10 protein-coding genes are annotated in these 17665 nt (G+C 61.8%); 1 reads left to right on the top strand and 9 read right to left on the bottom strand.

The genetic code is table 11. The features are described from left to right. The first annotated feature begins 20 nt into the window (after nucleotides 1-20). Complete coding sequence (locus ACGSLL_RS01110) at nucleotides 21-500, top strand: nuclear transport factor 2 family protein (RefSeq protein ID WP_394502304.1); 480 nt, start codon at nucleotides 21-23, stop codon at nucleotides 498-500. Nucleotides 501-585: 85 nt separating this feature from the next. On the opposite strand, the gene ACGSLL_RS01105 is transcribed toward ACGSLL_RS01110, so the two are convergent. From ACGSLL_RS01105 to ACGSLL_RS01065, 9 genes are all read right to left on the bottom strand, one after another. Continuing rightward, the gene (locus ACGSLL_RS01105) at nucleotides 586-2439 is read right to left on the bottom strand and encodes a polyurethane esterase (RefSeq protein ID WP_394502301.1); all 1854 of its coding nucleotides are present in this window, start codon (nucleotides 2437-2439) and stop codon (nucleotides 586-588) included. 217 nt (nucleotides 2440-2656) lie between these two features. Further along, nucleotides 2657-4345 (bottom strand): polyurethane esterase, encoded by a 1689-nt coding sequence (locus ACGSLL_RS01100; RefSeq protein WP_394502299.1) that lies wholly within the window; start codon nucleotides 4343-4345, stop codon nucleotides 2657-2659. 68 nt (nucleotides 4346-4413) lie between these two features. Next, nucleotides 4414-7491, bottom strand: a complete 3078-nt coding sequence (locus ACGSLL_RS01095) for an autotransporter domain-containing protein (protein WP_394502297.1) — start codon at nucleotides 7489-7491, stop codon at nucleotides 4414-4416. Between the two features lie 172 nt (nucleotides 7492-7663). Beyond that, nucleotides 7664-10615 (bottom strand): autotransporter serine peptidase EprS, encoded by a 2952-nt coding sequence (gene eprS / locus ACGSLL_RS01090; RefSeq protein ID WP_394502294.1) that lies wholly within the window; start codon nucleotides 10613-10615, stop codon nucleotides 7664-7666. Nucleotides 10616-10831: 216 nt separating this feature from the next. After that, nucleotides 10832-12199: a TolC family outer membrane protein gene (locus ACGSLL_RS01085; protein ID WP_394502292.1), complete on the bottom strand. Its 1368-nt coding sequence runs from the start codon at nucleotides 12197-12199 to the stop codon at nucleotides 10832-10834. A 2-nt stretch (nucleotides 12200-12201) separates the two neighbouring features. Further along, nucleotides 12202-13551 (bottom strand): HlyD family type I secretion periplasmic adaptor subunit, encoded by a 1350-nt coding sequence (locus ACGSLL_RS01080; protein WP_093101589.1) that lies wholly within the window; start codon nucleotides 13549-13551, stop codon nucleotides 12202-12204. Then, nucleotides 13548-15323, bottom strand: a complete 1776-nt coding sequence (locus ACGSLL_RS01075) for a type I secretion system permease/ATPase (protein WP_394502289.1) — start codon at nucleotides 15321-15323, stop codon at nucleotides 13548-13550. The genes ACGSLL_RS01080 and ACGSLL_RS01075 overlap by 4 nt, the downstream gene beginning before the upstream one ends. Before the next feature lie 210 nt (nucleotides 15324-15533). After that, a complete protein-coding gene (locus tag ACGSLL_RS01070; RefSeq protein ID WP_394502287.1) occupies nucleotides 15534-15956 on the bottom strand; it encodes an AprI/Inh family metalloprotease inhibitor in 423 nt (140 codons plus the stop codon). 93 nt (nucleotides 15957-16049) lie between these two features. Next, nucleotides 16050-17495, bottom strand: coding sequence for a serralysin family metalloprotease (locus ACGSLL_RS01065; RefSeq protein ID WP_394502285.1), 1446 nt, complete (start codon nucleotides 17493-17495; stop codon nucleotides 16050-16052). Between the last annotated feature and the right edge of the window lie 170 nt (nucleotides 17496-17665).

Here is a 17665-nt window from a genome sequence, read left to right as displayed (position 1 = left end):
AACTCATTAGGGAGACTGATATGTCGACTGCAGCCCAGGTACGTCCGCCATCGCCACCGTTCAACCGCGAATCGGCCATCGAAAAGGTGCGTCTGGCCGAGGACGGCTGGAATAGCCGCGATCCGGAAAGGGTCTCGCTGGCTTATACCCTCGACACAAAATGGCGCAACCGCGCCGAGTTCGCCACCAACCGCGAAGAAGCCAAGGCCTTTCTCACCCGCAAGTGGGCCAAAGAGCTGGATTACCGTTTGATCAAGGAACTCTGGGCCTACTCCGATACCCGCATCGCGGTGCGTTATGCCTACGAGTGGCACGATGATTCGGGCAACTGGTTCCGTTCCTACGGCAACGAAAACTGGGAATTCGATGACAACGGTTTGATGTTCCAGCGTTACGCCTGCATCAACGACATGCCGATCAAGGAAAGCGAGCGCAAGTTCCTCTGGCCGCTGGGCCGGCGCCCGGACGATCACCCAGGGCTGTCCGATCTCGGTCTTTGAATCAGATTTTCAATGTAGGAGCCAGCCTGCTGGCGATAGCGGATTGCCGGATCACCGGCAATCCGGCGCAATAAGCGCCACCCCATCAGGCGATAACAATCCCGTCGCCGCTCAGGCTATTGAGCGACACCCCGACCAGCGTCACCGAATCATTGCCAAACGTCAGCACGGTGTCCTGGCCGACGCTGCTGGCATGCGCCCGGAAATCCTCCGCCGGCGAAACGCCCTGCACGCCGAGAAACACCAGTTTGTCGTTGGCCGTATAACCGGTCACCCGGTCCTGGCCGAACGCGCCGCTGAACAGGAAGGTATCGGCGCCCCCGCCCGACTCGAGCAGATCATTGCCGGCGCCGCCAACAAACACATCGTTGCCAGTGCCGCCAATCAGGTGGTCGTTACCGTCGAGCCCGAACAACCAGTCGCCGCCGGCATGAGCCTTGAGCGTATCGGCGCCGCTGCTGCCTTTCACGCTGGATTCGTACGCGCTGAGGTTGCTGCCAACCTTCAGGCCGCTGGCCGTGACGCTGTGAACCACGTCGTCCTTGAACAGCCCCCAGAGAAAGCCCGGCTCTTTGCTGACGATGCTGCCGATGTCGCGGGTGATGCTGATGCCGCCGCTGGCATCGCGCATGTACAGGTTGCCAGCGCCATCGTTGGCGAACTCGAAGTTCTTCACCGAACCTTGCAGGTCGAGGCTGTTACTGCCCTGCCCGCCAAGAATGATGTTGTAGCCGCCGCTGTCGCGGAAGCTGTCGTTGCCGGCGCGGCCTTCCAGATAATCGTTGCCGCTGCCGCCCTGGATCAGGTCGTTGTTATCGCTGCCGATGATGAACGTGCTGCCCTTGTGGGTTTCGGCGTTGCGGTTGAGGTCCTGCACCCAGGTGTTAGCCCGCGCCGGGTCCGAGAGGTTGGCGACGATGATCGTCGAATCGCGGCTGGTCAGGTCGTAGAACTTCGAGTCCAGCACCCGCGTCATGCCGTCGCCGTAACCGGTCGGCAAGTGCGAAATCCAAGTGGGAATATTGAGGATCGAGAACGGCAGCACGTTCCAGGCGCTGGAGGCGTAATGGTCGTTGAAGCTGACGATGTTGTCGGTGGTCGAGGTGTGCGCCGCATCGTGCACGCCTACCGAAGCGCCGGTGAAGGTCGAGCCGTCGAGGGCGCGGAACACCGGGTCGTTTTCATAGCCGATGTTGAGCACCTTGTCGGTGCTGCTCTGGGTCGGCGAGGCGTAGGCGATGTAGTTGGAGTCGGCAAAGAAACCGCCCCACTTGCCGCCGCTCAGGTCCGCCATGCTGTTGACCGCCAGCCCGCCAAGACTGTGGCCGCTGACCAGAATGTCCTTGCCGGTAAGACCGTTGGCCCTGGCGAACGCCATGACATCGTTGAGCAGGTTGCCGAACGCTTCGCCGACGTAGTTTTTCGCATAATCGGCAGGACCGAACGCAGCGAGCAGGTCGTTGATCACGTCGCCGATCGAATCGCCAATGAGGATTTCCCGCGGGCCGCTGGTACCGCGAAAGGCAATCCCCAATTCGGTGAGATGGCCTTGGGCATCGTATTTGCCGAGGATTTCCACTTGCGCACTGGTGTAGCCGGGTTTCTCGCCGAAGAACGTCCCGCGTGCATCGGTCTTGCCGTCATAGCCCAATTGCGTGGCGCTGATCGGCGTCCATCCGGCCTTTTGCACCGCTTCAAGGGCGAGCTTTTCCGAGTCGGGGTTCCACGCAATGCCAGGGATTACGCCTTGCGAATCGGTCCCGCCAATCAGCGCGGTGACCAGCGTGGCCGGCAGACCTAAACCGAAACCGTTGTGCTGATAACCGCTGGCGAAGCCGTTATCGAGGTTGTGGTAGGAATACAGCGTGATCGCCATGGCGTCGCTGAACAACGCCTTGGAATCGGCCGTACCGAGGTTCTTGTAGTCATACACACCCATTGCTATTGCCTCTCTTGTTGTTGGAATTGTTCAGAGATAGCTCACAGCCAGAGCGCCCCACGGGGACGCCCCGGAGCATTGTCACTACTGCTTTAGATTTTTCATTGTGGGAGCGAGCCCGCTCGCGAATGGGATCTGTCAGTCAATATTTGCCTCGCTGACACAGCGCTTTCGCGAGCAGGCTCGCTCCCACATTGGATCTCCTACAGATTTGCCATCAGGTGAAAACGAACGCCGAGTCCGACAGGTTAGCCACTCCGACCCCGATCAGGGTCACGGCATAGTCGCCAATCTTCAGCACGGTATCGCCACCGGACTGCGCGGCGTGTTGTTTGTAGTCGTAGCCCTGCCCCGCGCCTTCGACGCCCATGAACACCAGTTTGTCGCTGCCCTGATATCCATTGATCGCATCGAAGCCGAAGGCGCCGCTGAACAGGAACGTGTTGTTGCCTCCCACCGCCGTCATCACGTCATTACCAGCGCCGCCGACAAAGGTCACTTGGCCCTTGTCGCTGATCAGGCGGTCGTCGCCACCGAGGCCGAACAGCCAGTCGCCGTCAGCGCTGGCGTGCAGCGCATTGCCGTAACCATCGCCGCTGAGCGAATGGTTGTAGTGGGTCAGCTCGCTGCCATGGCTCAAACCCTTGGCAGTGACACCCCAGGTGATCTCCTTGCTGCCCCACCACGACCCCGCCTCTTGGCTGACCAGCGCGCCGATGTCACGGGTCAGGCTGATGCCGCCATAAGCGTCACGCACGTACAGGGTGCCGTCGCCGTCGTTGGCGAAGCTGAAGTTCTGCAGCGGCTTTTGCAGTTCGAAGGTGTTGTGCCCCTGACCACCGAGCAGAATGTTGAAACCGCCGTCATCGCGGAACCGATCGTCACCGCCCAGGCCTTCCAGAAAGTCGTTACCGCTGCCGCCCTTGAGCCAGTCGCTGCTGTGCGTGCCGATAATCAACGTACTGCCCACATGCGGCTCGCCGCTGCGACCAAGGTCTTCAACCCAGGTCTTGCCGCGCGAAGCCTCTTCCAGGTTGGAGACGATGATCGTCGAGTCCTTATGGGTCAGTGGATAGAACTGCGAGTCGATCACCCGGTTCAAGCCATCGGCATAGCCCAGCGAACTGTGGGCCGACCAGTTCAGCGGATTGACGATGCTGAACGGCACCAGGTTCTGCGCGGTGGACCCGTAGTTGTCAGTGAAATTGACGATGTTGTCAGTGGTCGAATCGTGCGCGCCGTCGTGCTTGCCGAGCGAGCCGCTGCTGAACGTCGTGCCATCGAGCACGCGGAACACCGGGTCATTTTCATAACCGATGTTCAGCACGTTGCTGCCGGTGCTGCTCTGGGTCGGCGAGGCGAAGGCGATGTAACTGGCATCCTTGAAGAACCCGCCCCAGTGGCTGGTGCTCAGCTCGGCCACGCTGTTGACCCCGAGCCCGCCAAGGCTGTGGCCGCTGATCAACACGTCCTTGGCGGCGATGCCGTTGGCGATGGCAAATGCGGCAACAGCCTTGAGCAGATTATCGAAGGCATTTTTCGCGTAGTTGCTCGCGTAATCCGATGGACCGAAAGCGGCCAGCAGGTTGTTTTTCATGTCGCCGTAGGTGTCGCTGTAACCGAGCCCGCCAGTGCCACGAAAGGCGATGCCAATGCCGATCAGCTTGCCGGCGGCATCATATTTGCCGAGCACTTCGGCCTCGGCGCTGGTGTAGCCGTCCTGCTCACCGAAGAACGTGCCCAGCGGGCCGACCTTGCCCTGATAACCCAGCGCCGACGCCGCGACGGGCGCCCAGGCGGTGGCCGGCAAAGGTTTGCCGGTCGGCGAGTAGGCATACAGCGTCAGGGCGATGGCGTCGCTGTACAACGCTTTGCCATCGGCATTTCGGTAATCGAACAATCCCATGTCGTGCCCTCTCTTCCCTTGAACCGGCAGTGCCCGCAGGCACTGCCGCTCATCTCAAAAACAGCGTTTTAGAATTGCCAATCCAGAGTCAGCCCCACGCCGTGGTCTTTTTCGTTCGAGCCCACCAGACCGTTGTAATCCAGATTGACCCGCACGTCACGATTGAGCGCCAGACCGGCGCGCACGCCGACCACCGCTGCGTCGCGATCCATCGACACGCTCTGCACGGTGAACGCGCTGTTGCCGTTGGCGAATGCGAGGTGGCTGTCGGCGTCGACACTGCTCAGGTTGTGCTGCCAGCCGAGGCTCGCGCCCAGTTCCAGCTGATGCTGATCAGACAAGGCGAAGCTGCGCTTGGCCCGGACGCCGAGGGTCGACAGCACCACGTCGCGGTTGTCCTCACCGCCCTTGAGCGCCGCCGCGTCACCCTTTTCGGTGAAGCTGTCGGTGTTGAGGTGGACGTAGGACAGATTGGCGAACGGCTCCAGATTCATCGGTTGCAGGCCCAGGTCGTAAGCGGCCTCGGTGAACAACTGCGCCGTGGTCGCATCGCGCTTGGTTTTCTGCTGGCCGCTGACACCGGCAAATTGCAGATCACGTTTGGCATCGATGCGGTGCCAGCTGTAGGCGCCGCCAACGGTCAAGCGCAGGGCATCGACCTCATGCCCCAGATACGCACCCAAGTGGTAGCTGTCGACCGACGCCGACGAATGCGTGCCGCTGCCCATGCTCAACGAGCTGTCGCTATAACCGGTGACGAAACCCAGGCGTGTATCTTCAGCAATCAAGCCGTCGACACCGGCAAGCAGACCACCGATCGAGCTCGTGGAATCGGCGTTCTCGTGGCCGCCATCGCTTTTGCCCCACGACCCCAGCACCTTGACCCAGGCGTTGCTGCGATCGTCAGTCGGCGCATCCGCGTTGAACAGATCGCGCTCACGCAGACGCTCACCCACCGCTTCGCGCAGGTAGCGGCTGTCGTTGATCAGCAAGGTGCCGATGGCCGGATGAATCTCGCCGGAGAGTTGCTGGAACGCTTGCTGCGCCGACGCCGCGTTTGGCGACAGCAGCAGGGTTTCGAACAAGGCATTGCCGGCGCCCAGACGCTCAGCCGCCGCACCGACCGCGCGCTGATTTGGCGTCAGGCCGACGCTGGCGAACGAGGCGTCATTACGCCCCACCGCCAGTTGAATGCCGTCCGCCGAATACGCCAACGTGCCGCCAAGGAAGGCGTAATCCGGCAACACCTGGCCGAAGCGTCCTTCAATGCCACCGGCCGCTTGCAGGATGTTGTAACGCGTACCGAGCAGGCTCTGCACTTCGCTGGTGGTCAGCAAGGTCGGGCTGTTTTCCAGCGACATGCTCACCGTGGCGCCTTCGATGACCGCTTTACCACCGGCGACGATCTGGTCGCTGCTGGTCGGCGACAGCTCGACGGCGTAGGTCGAACCCGGCGCGAAGGTCACGTCACCGGCAACATTCAGCGTGCCGATCGAGTTACCCGGCGCCACCGTGCCGCCGCTGTTCACCGCCAACGCGCCGACACGGCCATTGCCACCGAGGATACCGCCGTCATTCACGGTGACGGCCGATTGCAGCGAACCATTGATGGCCAGCCGTCCCTGATTGACCAGGGTCGGGCCGCTGTAGGTGTTGTTGCCCGTCAGCACCAGGGTGCCGATGCCCTGTTTGGTCAGGCCGCCGTGACCGGAAATATCGTTGCGCCAGGTGTCGAGGCCGCAGGTGATGTCCGTGCATACGCGCTCGGTCGGCTTGCCCTTATCGATGATTGCGCCGATGCCCGGCAGATCGGCGACAAACTGACCGGAACCGTAGGCGCCGTCGATGCGAAATTCGGCGGGAATGTCCTGCTCGGTGACGAACATCGACGGACCGTCGATGGCCTTGCGCAGGTTGATCATGCCCCAGCCGTACAGCGCGTCGATGCCCGGTGCGCCAAGGTCGGTCGCGGTGGTGCGCAGAACGGTAGCGACCTGATCGCCCGTCATGTACGGAAAGCGCTCCATCAGCACCGCCACCGAACCGGCAACGTGCGGCGCCGCCATCGAGGTGCCGTTGTAGTTGGCGTAACTGGTGCTCAGGTTGTCGAGGTTGGTGCCCTCGATGATCGAGCTGTAGATTTTCGTGCCCGGCGCGGCCACGCAGAAGCTCGCGGTGTAGCCGCAGCGCGAGGAGAACGTGCTCATGATGTACGGATTACTGCTGGCCAGATCCGGGTTCTGTTGCAGGGCGGCGACGGTGATCCAGTTCGGCGCGATATCCGGGACGAAATAGCCAAGGCCGGCGATCGCATCGGGGTTGTTGAGGTTGTAGTCGTTGCCTGCGGCGAAAATCGTGACGATGCCGCTGCGCGCCGCGGCGATGGCGCCGTCATAGGCGCCGCCGGGTTTGGTCCCGAGCAGCGTGCGGATCTCGTTGAACTGCAACTGCGCGTCATTGACGGTGAAGTGCGGATACGCCGGATCACGGCCACCGAGGTCGAAGCGGTCGGTGATACCAATGCCCCAGCTGTTATTGATGATCCGCGCGCCGCTGGCGATCAGCGCATCCCAACCGGCCTTGTACACCGCGCCGTCGTTGCCGCGCACGATGCCGTCTTCCGGGCCGGGGTCGCCGTTGTCGGCGCTGATGATCTGCGCGCCGAAGGCCACGCCGTGCATGACGCCACCGTCACGGCTGCCAGCGGCAATGCCGCCGACGTGGGTGCCGTGAGCGCCGAGTTTGCCGTTCGAGCCGACCGTAGGCGAGCCGTCATAGAGGAACGCGTCCCCGGCTTTGACCGGGATGTACGGGTCGGTGTATTCGCGGATCCCGCGGGTGACCAGGGTGACGACTTTATTGCTGCCGGAGAACTCCGGATGCGCGGCGTACACCGGCTGGTCGAAGATCCCCAGTTTCACGCCCTTACCGGTGTAACCGGCGGCATAGGCGTAATCGGCACCGATTGCGCCCAGGCCCCAATCGGCCTGGAATTCGCTACTGCGCCAGCTCGACGGATCACCCGTGCGGCCGTTCTCCACGTAAGGCGCAGCGTGGGCTGTGCCAATGGCGCAAAGCACGGCGAGGGTCAGGGTTTTCAGGGCAAAGCGGCCACCCGTTTGCGCGGGGGTATTGTTGTTGTTCATCCAGCGACCTTCCTTAGTGTTGTTGCGAAAAATCCGTCTCAATCCGCACGCTGATCGTTCCCACGCTCCGCGTGGGAATGCAGCCCGTGACGCTCCGCGTCACTGGACGCAGAGCGTCCCTTGAGGCATTCCCACGCAGAGCGTGGGAACGATCACGTCAGAGGACCAGTGTTCAGAACTGCCAGTTCAGGCTCAGGCCGACGCCGTGCAGCTTCTCGCGACTGGCCAGTTGTCCGTGGTAATCGAGGTTGACCCGCACGTCCTTGCTCAACGCCAGGCTGGCCTGCACACCGACCAGCGCGGCGTCGCGCACCAGCGCTGAACTTTGCACTGCGTACGGCGTGCCACCGCTGGCAAAGCGCAGGTGCTGCTCGGAATCGATGTCGCTGAGGCTGTGCTGCCAGCCGAGGCTGCCGCTGACGTCCAGCGCTTGCCCGCTCGAGATATTGAAGGTCTTGCGCGCCCGTACACCGAGGGTGCTGAGCACCGCGTCGCGCTGATCGCCCGAGCTTTTCAACGCTGCCGCATCGCCTTTTTCAGTCAAACCTTCAGTGTCCAGGTGCACGTAGGCCAGGTTGGCAAACGGCTCCAGCGCCAACGGTTGCAGGTCGACTCGATAGGCCGCCTCGCCGAACACTTGTGTGGTTGCCGCGTCGACCTTGGCTTTCTGTTTACCGCTGACGTCGCCGTAATGCAGGTCGCGCTGCACATCGGCGCGCTGCCAGCTGTACGCCGCGCCAGTGCTCAAGCGCCAGGCGCCGATTTCGTGCCCGACGTAGGCACCGAGGTGATAGCTGTCGACCTTGGCCGACGAGTGCGTGCCCGACCCCATGCTCAGCGAACTGTCGCTGTAACCGGTGACCAGACCGATGCGGGTCTGCTCGTCCAGTGCGCCATCGACACCCGCCAGCAGGCCACCGATCGAGGTGTTGTAGCCGGCCGTGTCGTGGCCCGAATCGGTTGACCCCCACGCGCCGAGGGCTTTGACCCAGCCGTTGCTTTGCCCGGCACGGCTGTCGCGCAGGCGCTCGCCCACCGCGTCACGAACCTGGCGGCTGTCATTGATCAGCATCGTGCCGAGCGCCGGGTAGATTTCGCCGCTCAACTGCTGGAACGCCTGTTGCGCAGTTGGCGCGTCTGGCGCACGCAGCAGGCTTTCAAACACTGCGTTGCCGGCGCCCAGTCCTTCGACGGCAGCGGCCACCGAGCGTTGGTTCGGCGTCTGGCCGACACTGGCGAACGACGTCGCGTTGCGCTCGATGTTCAGTTGAATGCCAGTGGCCGCGTAATCGAGGTTGCCGCCGATGAACAGGTAATTGGGCACTATCGCGCCGAACTGGCCCTGAATACCGCCAGCCGCCTGCAGGATGTTGTACTGGCGACCGAGCAGGCTTTGCGCCTCGGCAGTGCTGAGCAGCGTCGGGCTGTTTTCCAGTGAAAGGCTGACGGTGGCGCCACTCACATTCGCCGTGCCGCCGGCGACGATGCGATCACTGCTGGTCGGCGACAGCTCCACCGCATAAGTCGACCCTGCGGCCAGCGTCACATCACCGGCGACGTTCAAGGTGCCGATGGAGTTGCCCGGCGCGACTCGCCCGCCGTTTTTCACCGACAGCGTGGCAATGCGTCCAGAGCCGCCGAGGGTGCCGCTGTTGTTGACCGTGACCGCTGAAGTCAGCGAGCCATTGACCGACAGCAGCCCGCCATTGACCGTGGTCGGCCCGCGATAGGTGTTGTCGCCACTCAGGACCAAATGCCCGGCGCCCGATTTGCTCAGGCTGCCCTCGTATACGCGCCCCGCTGCTGCCGCATCGCGCGCCGTGCCGACAGCGTAATCGGTCTGATCCTGCTGACTGGCACCGGCTGGAACGCCGTTCTGCCAGCCCTTGTCTTGCAGGGTCTGCTGCCAGGCGCGGTGTTCGGCGAGGTCTTCGTTTTGCCGTTGGACCAGCGCCTTGTCGGAGATGTCATTGCTCCAGACATCGCTCTGCCCTGCCCCAAGATTGGCGTCAAACGCGCCGAGCAACTGCCCCGGTCCGCGCATCGCCCGGTTCAGATTGGCCACGCCCCAACCGACGCGTTCGTTTGGCGCATCGGTGAGCGAACCATCCAGTTGCGTTGCGGTGGTCAGCAGCACTTGCAACGCCTGCTGATTGTTCATGTACGGATAGCGTTCCATCACCAGCGCCAGCGCGGCGGTGGCATGTGGTGCGGCCATCGAGGTGCCGGACTTGATTGCATAACCGCCGCCAGGAATGGTGCTGTCGATCTTCGCGCCGGGGGTAGTGATGCACCAGTATTTGGCGATGCCACACTGGTTGTACTTTTGCTGATTGCTTTGATCCAGCCCGGAGACCGCCAGCCAGTGGCCTTCCAGATCCGGCTGAAAGTACGGCAGCGCCGAGCGCACGCTAGCGTTCGGGTAGCCGCTGTTACCGGCACTGAACACGTTGATCACGCCACGGCGCGATACGTCCGCCGCCGCGTCGAGCCAAGTGCCTTGATTCCAGTGCTGGGCATAAGCGGCATGCAGGTCGGCCAGTGTGCGATAGCTGACATCCGGCGGCTGGCTGCCCCAACTGTTGTTGATCGCGCGCACGCCGGCATCGGCCAACGCGTCATACACCGCTTTGAAATAGCGTGGGTCGGGGCTGGGGCCGAAGAGGAAACTGTCGTTGTTGTTGGTGTTGCCGACGTAGATCTGCGCGTTGTACGCAACGCCGTGCATGCCGCTGCCATCGCGCGCGGCGCCCAGGGTGCCGACCACGTGGGTGCCGTGAGAATCGTTGTTGGGGTTGAGGGTGCCGTCGACGTTGAACGCTGAGCCGTCGAGGTAAGTGCCGCTGGCCAGCACCGGCTGGTAGCGGTCGCGGCTGAATTCCGGGTGGGCGGCATCGAAGCCGGAATCGAGGGCGCCGATTTTCACGCCTTTACCGGTGATGCCCGCCGCGTAAGCGTACTCGGCCTGCATGCGGCTCAAGCCCCAGTCGCGGACGAATTCGGCGCTGCGCCAACTGGCTGGATCGCCGGGTTTGCCGGCTTCGAGGTAGGCGGCGCAGGCCGGTGTTGCCGAGATTACAAACAGCAGGGTGCCGACCGAAACCGGCTTGATGCGTACGTCCATGTTCTGTTCTCGCTTTTATTGTTTTTGTGGCAGGCTTTTCTATGGTGTCGCCTGCTTCCCCTCACCCCAGCCCTCTCCCCCAGGAGAGGGAGCCGTTTTGTGTTGAGCTTCGAACCGAGTCCAACTCAGCTTCTGTAGTGAATTCACTATCGAACCGTCAGGTCGGCGGACTTCTTCAGCATCCCCCAATCGGTCCCCTCTCCCCTTGGGAGAGGGTTAGGGTGAGGGCTGCCCGGCGACCACAAATGCCTCGTCCACCCGCGCCAGATCCTGCTCGTTCAAGGTCCCGGCGTAAAAATGCAACTTGGTCCAGGCCATCAAATAGTCATACCGCGCCTGCGCCAGATCGCGGCGGGTGGTGAACAGTTGTTGCTCGGCGTTCAACGCATCGAGGTTGGTCCGCTCACCGCCGAGAATGCTTTGCTTGGTCGACACCACCAGTGCTTCGGCCGAACTCAGGGCTTTCTGATAGGCGCGCAGTTTGCTCACCCCGGACAGGCAAGCGCTGAACTGGCGGCGCAGTTCGATCAGCGTCTCGCGGGTCTTGCCGTCCAGTTCGTATTCGGCCTGCTCCATGGTGCGGCTGGCCTGGCGGGTCGAGGCGGATACGCCGCCACCGGCATACAGCGGCACGCTGACTTCAAAGCCAATGGTGTTGGTTTCATAACGCTGATTGTAGGTGTTGCCGCTTTCCGATTCGTTCTGGCGCATCGAGGCGTAGGCGCTGACTTTCGGCAGGTGCCCGGCGCGGTTGCGCTCCACTTCGTAACGCGCAACTTCCACGGCCTGGCGCTGCGAGGCGAGGTTGGGGTTGTTGCTAACCGCCAGTTCGTGCCAGGTATCGTAATTAGCCGGTTGTAGAGCGAAGGTCTGAAAGTTCTGGTTGAGCGGCGCCAGATCACCGATGTCCACGGCCGGCGTGCCGACCAGTGCGCCCAGTTCGCGCAGCGCGGCGTCCTGCTCGTTGCGCGCCTCGATTTCCTCGGCGGTCGCCAGTTCATAGCGCGACTCGGCTTCGAGGATGTCGGTGCGGGTGCCCTCGCCCTGCTTGAACAGGTGTTCGTTCTGCTGGAACTGCTGCTCGTAGGCCTTCTTCTTCGCCAGCGCGATGTCGATCTGGTCCTGGGCAAACAGCGCCTTGGTGTAGTTGTCGAGTACACGCACCAACAATTCCTGGCTCTTGCCACGGAAGGCTTCGTCGGCGAACAACGACTGCGCCACACCTTTGCGATACGCCGCATACGCCTCGTAATCGAGCAATGGTTGTTGCAGAGTCAGCGCCGAGCCGTAACTGCTGTAGTTACGATCATCGGTACGATTGCGGGCGCGCTCGTCCAGCGACGTGGCTTTCGACGAGTTGCGGCCCTTGTTATAGGTGTAACCGATGCGCGGCAACAGCCCGGCGCGGCCGATGGCGCGGTTTTCCAGACCGGCATCGCGTTCCTTGATTGCGCCGAGGAACACCGGGTCATTGCGCAACGCCTGTTCGTAGATCTCGAACGGCCCCATGGCCGCTACTGCCGATTGGCTCGCGAGCAGCGTCAGCGCCGCCAGCATTGAAAACCTGGTCATACAGCCGAACATCCTTATTCCTCGGTCAATGCGGAACCGGCCCGGTCGAGCAGCGGTTTGAACAGGTAATTGAGGAGTGAACGTTCACCAGTGCGCACGAACATTTCTGCCGGCATGCCGGGTTTGATCACCAGACCGTTGAGCTTTTCCATGGCCTGGTCGCTGACGCTGCTGCGCAGCACGTAGTACGGCACGCCGGTTTTTTCGTCGACCATCTGGTCGGCGGAAATCAGGCTGACTTCGCCCGGTACGCGCGGGGTTTTACTCTGGTTGAACGCGGTAAACAGAATGTCCACCGGCAAATGCGTACCGACCTTGTCGATCAGGCTGATCGGCAAGTGGCCTTCGACTTCCAGCGAGGTGCCCTGCGGCACGATCTCCAGCAACGTTTCGCCCTGGCGCACCACGGCGCCTTCGGTGTGCACGCCGAGGTTGACTGCGACGCCGTCGGCAGTGGCGACAATCTCGCTGTGTTGCAGGTCGAAACCGGCCGAGGTCAGTTGCTCCGACAGGGTCACGCTTTTCAGTTGCGCGTCGGCCAGTTGCGTCCGCACTTCCTTCTGATATTCCTCGCTGTGCTGTTGCAGCTTCAGGCGCGTTTCGAGGATGCCCTGCTCGACCCGGCCGCTCTCGCCGGTGTTTTCCGCCAGTTGCTGCTGCACTTGCGACAGTTGCCGCTGATATTCCATCAAGCGGTTGCGCGGGATGTAACCGTTGTCAGCCAGTGGCTGCAGGTTGCTCAGTTGCTGTTGCAGCGAGTCAGCCTGCGCGTTCAGGTCGGTGCGGGCGCGGCGCATGCCAGCCAGTTGCGCGGTGGCGCCTTCGATGCTCGCGCGCAATCCGGCCTGCTCGCGGTAGAACGCCTCGCGGCGACTGCTGAACAGTTGCCGCTGGCCTTCCAGCACCAGCGCCAGGCGTGGGTCCGGATCGCTGCTCAGTTCCGCCGGGAAAGTCACTTGCTTGAGGTTGTCACGCTCGGCCTGCCAGCGCGCGAGGCTGGCCCAGGCCATGCGGTATTGCGCTTGCAGCGACTGCACGTCGGCGGCGACCTGAGTCTGGTCGAGACGGAACAGCGGTTGACCCTGCTTCACGATCTCGCCTTCGCGCACCAGAATCCGGCTGACCACGCCGCTGCTCATCGACTGCACGGCTTTGCGCTTGCCGGAAACCACAACGGTGCCCTGCACCGGAATGCCCTGATCGAGCGGCGCCAGTGCCGCCCAGGTAAAGAAACTGCCGGCGCCGACGATCGCCAGAATCCAGCCCATGCGCGCGAAAAACTTCGCATCGCGCTCCGGGCGCTCGCTCAGGTAGGCGTGTTCCATGTTCGCTTCGTTTTCAGTGTTCATGCTTGCGCTGCTCATACACCCGAATTCCTCGTCGAGGGCTGATACTGTCGGCTCATGCTGAGCCCGCCCGGTGCCTGCGCGGCTTTTTCACGTTGTTGTTCAGGGTTGCCGGAGAGCGCCTTGAGCACGTCCTGGCTCGGGCCGAAGGCTTGCAGGCGGCCTTCGTTGAGCACCAGCAACTTGTCAGCCTGGGCCAGCACCGAAGAACGATGCGTCACCAGCACCACTGTGGTGCCCTGCGCCTTGAGTGCGGCAATCGCACTGGCCAGCGCTGCTTCGCCGACGGTGTCGAGGTTGGAATTGGGTTCATCGAGCACCACCAGCGTCGGCGTGCCATACATCGCGCGGGCCAGGGCGACGCGCTGCTTCTGGCCGCCGGACAAGCCACTGCCGTCCTCGCCCAGCTGCGTGTCGTAGCCTTGCGGCAAGCGCAGGATCATCTCGTGGACGCCGGCCTGTTGTGCGGCCGCCACCACTTGCTGCGGGTCGGCCTGGCTGAAACGCGCGATGTTCTCGGCGATGCTGCCGCTGAACAGTTCGATGTCCTGCGGCAGATAACCGATGTACGGGCCGAGCTGATCGCGATTCCAGCGATGAATATCCGCGCCGTCCAGGCGCACGGTGCCGCCCAGCGTCGGCCACACGCCGACCAGTACCCGCGCCAAGGTCGATTTACCCGAACCGGAAGCGCCGAGCACACCAAGCACTTCGCCAGCGGCGAGGTTGAAATTGACCATATGCAAGGTCGCGTTACGCTGCCCCGGCGGGCCGGCGCTCACCTGTTCAAAGGTGATCTGGCCTTTCGGCGCCGGCAGCGCCATGGCGTCGTCACTCGGCGGGAACGCTTGCAGCAGCGCGTCGAGACGGCGGTAAGCCAGCTTCGCCCCGCTCCATTGTTTCCACACCGCGATCAACTGGTCGATCGGGCTGAGCACGCGGCCCATCAGAATGGAGCCGGCGATCATCATGCCGGCGGTCATATCGCCCTTGATCACCAGCAAGGCGCCGAGGCCCAGCACCAGCGATTGCAGGCACAGACGCAGGGTTTTGCTCAGCGAGCTGATCACCGCGCCAGTGTCGCTGGCCTGATTCTGAAAACCGAGAAAGCGCGAGTGCACCTGGAACCAGCGCTTGCGCAGCGAACCGAGCATGCCCATCGCCTGAATGGTTTCGGCGTTGTGCAAATGGCTGGTAGCCAACTGGCTGGATTTCTGCGAAAAACCCGCGGCTTCGCCCAACGGCTTTTTGGTCATGTATTCGTTCAGGCACGCCAGCGCGATCAGCAACAGCGCGCCGGCCGTGGCGAGTACGCCAAGCCAGACGTTGAACAGGTAAATCACAAACAGATACACCGGAAACCACGGCGCATCGAAAAACGCGAACAGCGCGGGGCCGGTAACGAATTGGCGAATATGGGTCAGGTCGCCCAGCGATTGCCCGGCATTGCCCTCGCCCTTGAACAGGTTGCGTTCGAACGCGGCCTGATACACCCGCAGGTTAAAACGGCGTTCCAGCTGGCTGCCGATACGGATGACGATAAAACTGCGCACCACTTCCAGCAGGCCGATGAAGGCGAAGAAGCCGACCACCATCAGCGACAGCATCGCCAGGGTCGTTTCGTTCTGCGACGAGAGCACGCGGTCATAGACCTGCAGCATGTAGATGGAGGGCACCAGCATCAGCACGTTAATCAGCGCCGTGAAGCAACCGACACTGATCAGGATGCTTTTATAGTCAGCCAAAGCCTTGAACAAGGGAGCGGTGGCTGGAGCCTTCGCCATCTTCATTGAGTATTCCTGAAAACAATCTCTCGCCATTCATTGGCGAAATTCGAGTTGATAATCCGCACACTGGCGGAACTTGCATTTTCGCCTGGCGCTTACACTTTCATAACAACTAGCACCTTGAACTACGGAGCAGTTGTCAATTAAGGGTGGCTTATAACGCCGAGGCAGTCCTTTATATTCAAACTTCGTTTCTGACTTGATCGCTGCCGATCAACGCGCTGTGCGCTCAAGGGTAATGATCAGGCCCGATTTCAAAGTACTCAGATAAAGCCCATCACGTTGTCGGCTGAAGAACTGGATTCTTGAGCCTTCGTTGCCCGTGACCGACAGGCCGTCAGGTTCGGCAAACCAGCCGATCGGCGGTTGCTCCAGCCAGGCGCCGAGACAGTCGGCGCCTTCACCCAACGTCTGGTTCGCGCGCAACTCCACCGTACAGGTGTTCGAGGGCTTGTCCTGATGCTTTTGCGCCTGCCGATCATCACCTGCCGCAGACAATGTCGCTTGCCACTGCCCGGCAAATACCGCCGGATCTTCCAGTCTGAGGCTGCTTGCCATGCTCGTTTCTCCTGAAACCATGATGAACGCCGCCATAAGCCACGCCTCTGCCTTGTAGGTAAAAGCCTTACCGATCATGGGAATAATCACTCCGGCGTGTAGCCTTGCTTACAGTCCAGCTCAATGCAAGCGGACAAAGCGGCGCATCACGCGCCGCTTGGTCCTTTTACATCACGCCACGATGTCGCTGGTGGCTGCCTGGCCAACGGTGCTGACGATGAAGTCAGCCACGCCGTGCCCGGAGAAGTCCACCGACAACAGGCTGTTGCCACCCGACGAGGTCAGCACTGCATCGCCGGCCGCACCGGTGAAGCTGTTGACGAAGTGCAGGCCTGCGCCGTTAGTGATGCCCGTCAGGTCGATCTTGTCCAGACCGCTGACGAAATCGAGAATCTGATCGATCGCCCCCGGCCTGGAATCGGAACTGGCCGCGAACACAAAGGTGTCCGAACCCGAACCGCCCCACAGCTTGTCGGCACCGCCCGCGCCGAAGAGGATGTCGTTACCGGCACCGCCCTTGAGCTCGTTGGCCACGCTGTTGCCGATCAGTAAATCACTGCCGGAACCACCAATGGCGTTCTCGATGATCGCGCCTTTGGCAATCGACACGTTGCCGACCATGCCACCGACGTCGGAGAACGAGGCGTCATTAAGGTTGATTTTCTGGTTCTGCGTGAAGCCGGAGAAATCCAGGGTGTCCCTGCCGCCCGCGTCCCAGACCGAGAACACAACTTTGTCGCTGGACGACGAAGCACTGAGGAAATCCCGGCCGGTGTTGGAGTTGAAGCCGTAGGTGCTGTCACCGGTACGGGTGTTCATGTTGGCGCCGTAGAGCTTCTGGATGGCGGCGATATCGTCCATCAGCGGCCCAGAGGCATACGCCTCGACCCCGCCCTTGCTGAAGTTCTGGTTGGTGTTGCTTTCACTCCAGTAGCTCATGATGCTGTAACCGCGGGTGTCCTGCCCGTAGGTCGCATCGTTGTAGGTCGGGTTGCCATTGCCGGCGTTGTAGTCACCAGGGTGCGCAAGACCGAGGGTATGACCGATCTCGTGGGTCAGGGTCTGACGGCCGTAGTTGTTCAGGTCCGGGGTCTTGTTCTGCGTATAACCACTGTTAATCAGGTACCACGAAGTACCGTCATAACCGGCACCGGTCCCCGGCAAATAAGCGAACGCCGCCGCGCCATCCTGACCACCGCTGTAGTTACCGAAGGTCATGTGCCCGTCACCGCCCGAGGCTTTCTCGGTGAAGGTCACATTGGCCACATCGGCCCACGACTGCATGGCGAGCTTGGCCTGAGCCTGCTGCTGCGCACTGAACTGGCTGAACCCGCTGATCCCGTGCTTGTTCATCGTGCTGAACGAAGCCGAGGTCAGGAACGTATAGGTCAGCTCGATCTTGCCGCTACCGTCCTTGTCCTGATAAGCAGCACCGTCGCGCAGCAACTGCGTAGCGGCCTGGTCGACGGAATAGGACGGTTTGCCATTGACCGTGAGATTACCGCCACGATCGTATTGATGGCTGAAGCTGTTGATCTGGTTGTAGGCCGAACTGAAGGCAGCCAACTGAAACGCCTGCTCGGCGGAATCAACAGCACTGGTTTTGACTTTCGACATAAACACACTTCCTTGTTAAGCAATGGAACAGTTTTTGTCCGATAGGACGATCCCTGGCGAGATCGTCCTATCACTCGCCCAATGAAGGCGTAAGAAACCTGACACAATTGGAAATGTTGCGTAAAGGATTTTTTTAGTTGGAAGGAGAGTGTTCCGGGTAAATGGCCGGA

The organism is Pseudomonas retamae, assembly GCF_043496865.1.
GTDB lineage: Bacteria > Pseudomonadota > Gammaproteobacteria > Pseudomonadales > Pseudomonadaceae > Aquipseudomonas > Aquipseudomonas retamae.
This window is presented reverse-complemented; position numbering and strand designations above follow the sequence as displayed.

Excerpts from the sequence above, each read along its gene's own strand:
- eprS (WP_394502294.1), bottom strand. The coding sequence starts at position 10,615 with ATGGACGTACGCATCAAGCCGGTTTCGGTCGGCACCCTGCTGTTTGTA.
- ACGSLL_RS01075 (WP_394502289.1), bottom strand. The coding sequence starts at position 15,323 with ATGAAGATGGCGAAGGCTCCAGCCACCGCTCCCTTGTTCAAGGCTTTG.
- ACGSLL_RS01085 (WP_394502292.1), bottom strand. The coding sequence starts at position 12,199 with ATGTTCGGCTGTATGACCAGGTTTTCAATGCTGGCGGCGCTGACGCTG.
- ACGSLL_RS01105 (WP_394502301.1), bottom strand. The coding sequence starts at position 2,439 with ATGGGTGTGTATGACTACAAGAACCTCGGTACGGCCGATTCCAAGGCG.
- ACGSLL_RS01070 (WP_394502287.1), bottom strand. The coding sequence starts at position 15,956 with ATGATCGGTAAGGCTTTTACCTACAAGGCAGAGGCGTGGCTTATGGCG.
- ACGSLL_RS01100 (WP_394502299.1), bottom strand. The coding sequence starts at position 4,345 with ATGGGATTGTTCGATTACCGAAATGCCGATGGCAAAGCGTTGTACAGC.
- ACGSLL_RS01080 (WP_093101589.1), bottom strand. The coding sequence starts at position 13,551 with ATGAGCAGCGCAAGCATGAACACTGAAAACGAAGCGAACATGGAACAC.
- ACGSLL_RS01110 (WP_394502304.1), top strand. The coding sequence starts at position 21 with ATGTCGACTGCAGCCCAGGTACGTCCGCCATCGCCACCGTTCAACCGC.
- ACGSLL_RS01095 (WP_394502297.1), bottom strand. The coding sequence starts at position 7,491 with ATGAACAACAACAATACCCCCGCGCAAACGGGTGGCCGCTTTGCCCTG.
- ACGSLL_RS01065 (WP_394502285.1), bottom strand. The coding sequence starts at position 17,495 with ATGTCGAAAGTCAAAACCAGTGCTGTTGATTCCGCCGAGCAGGCGTTT.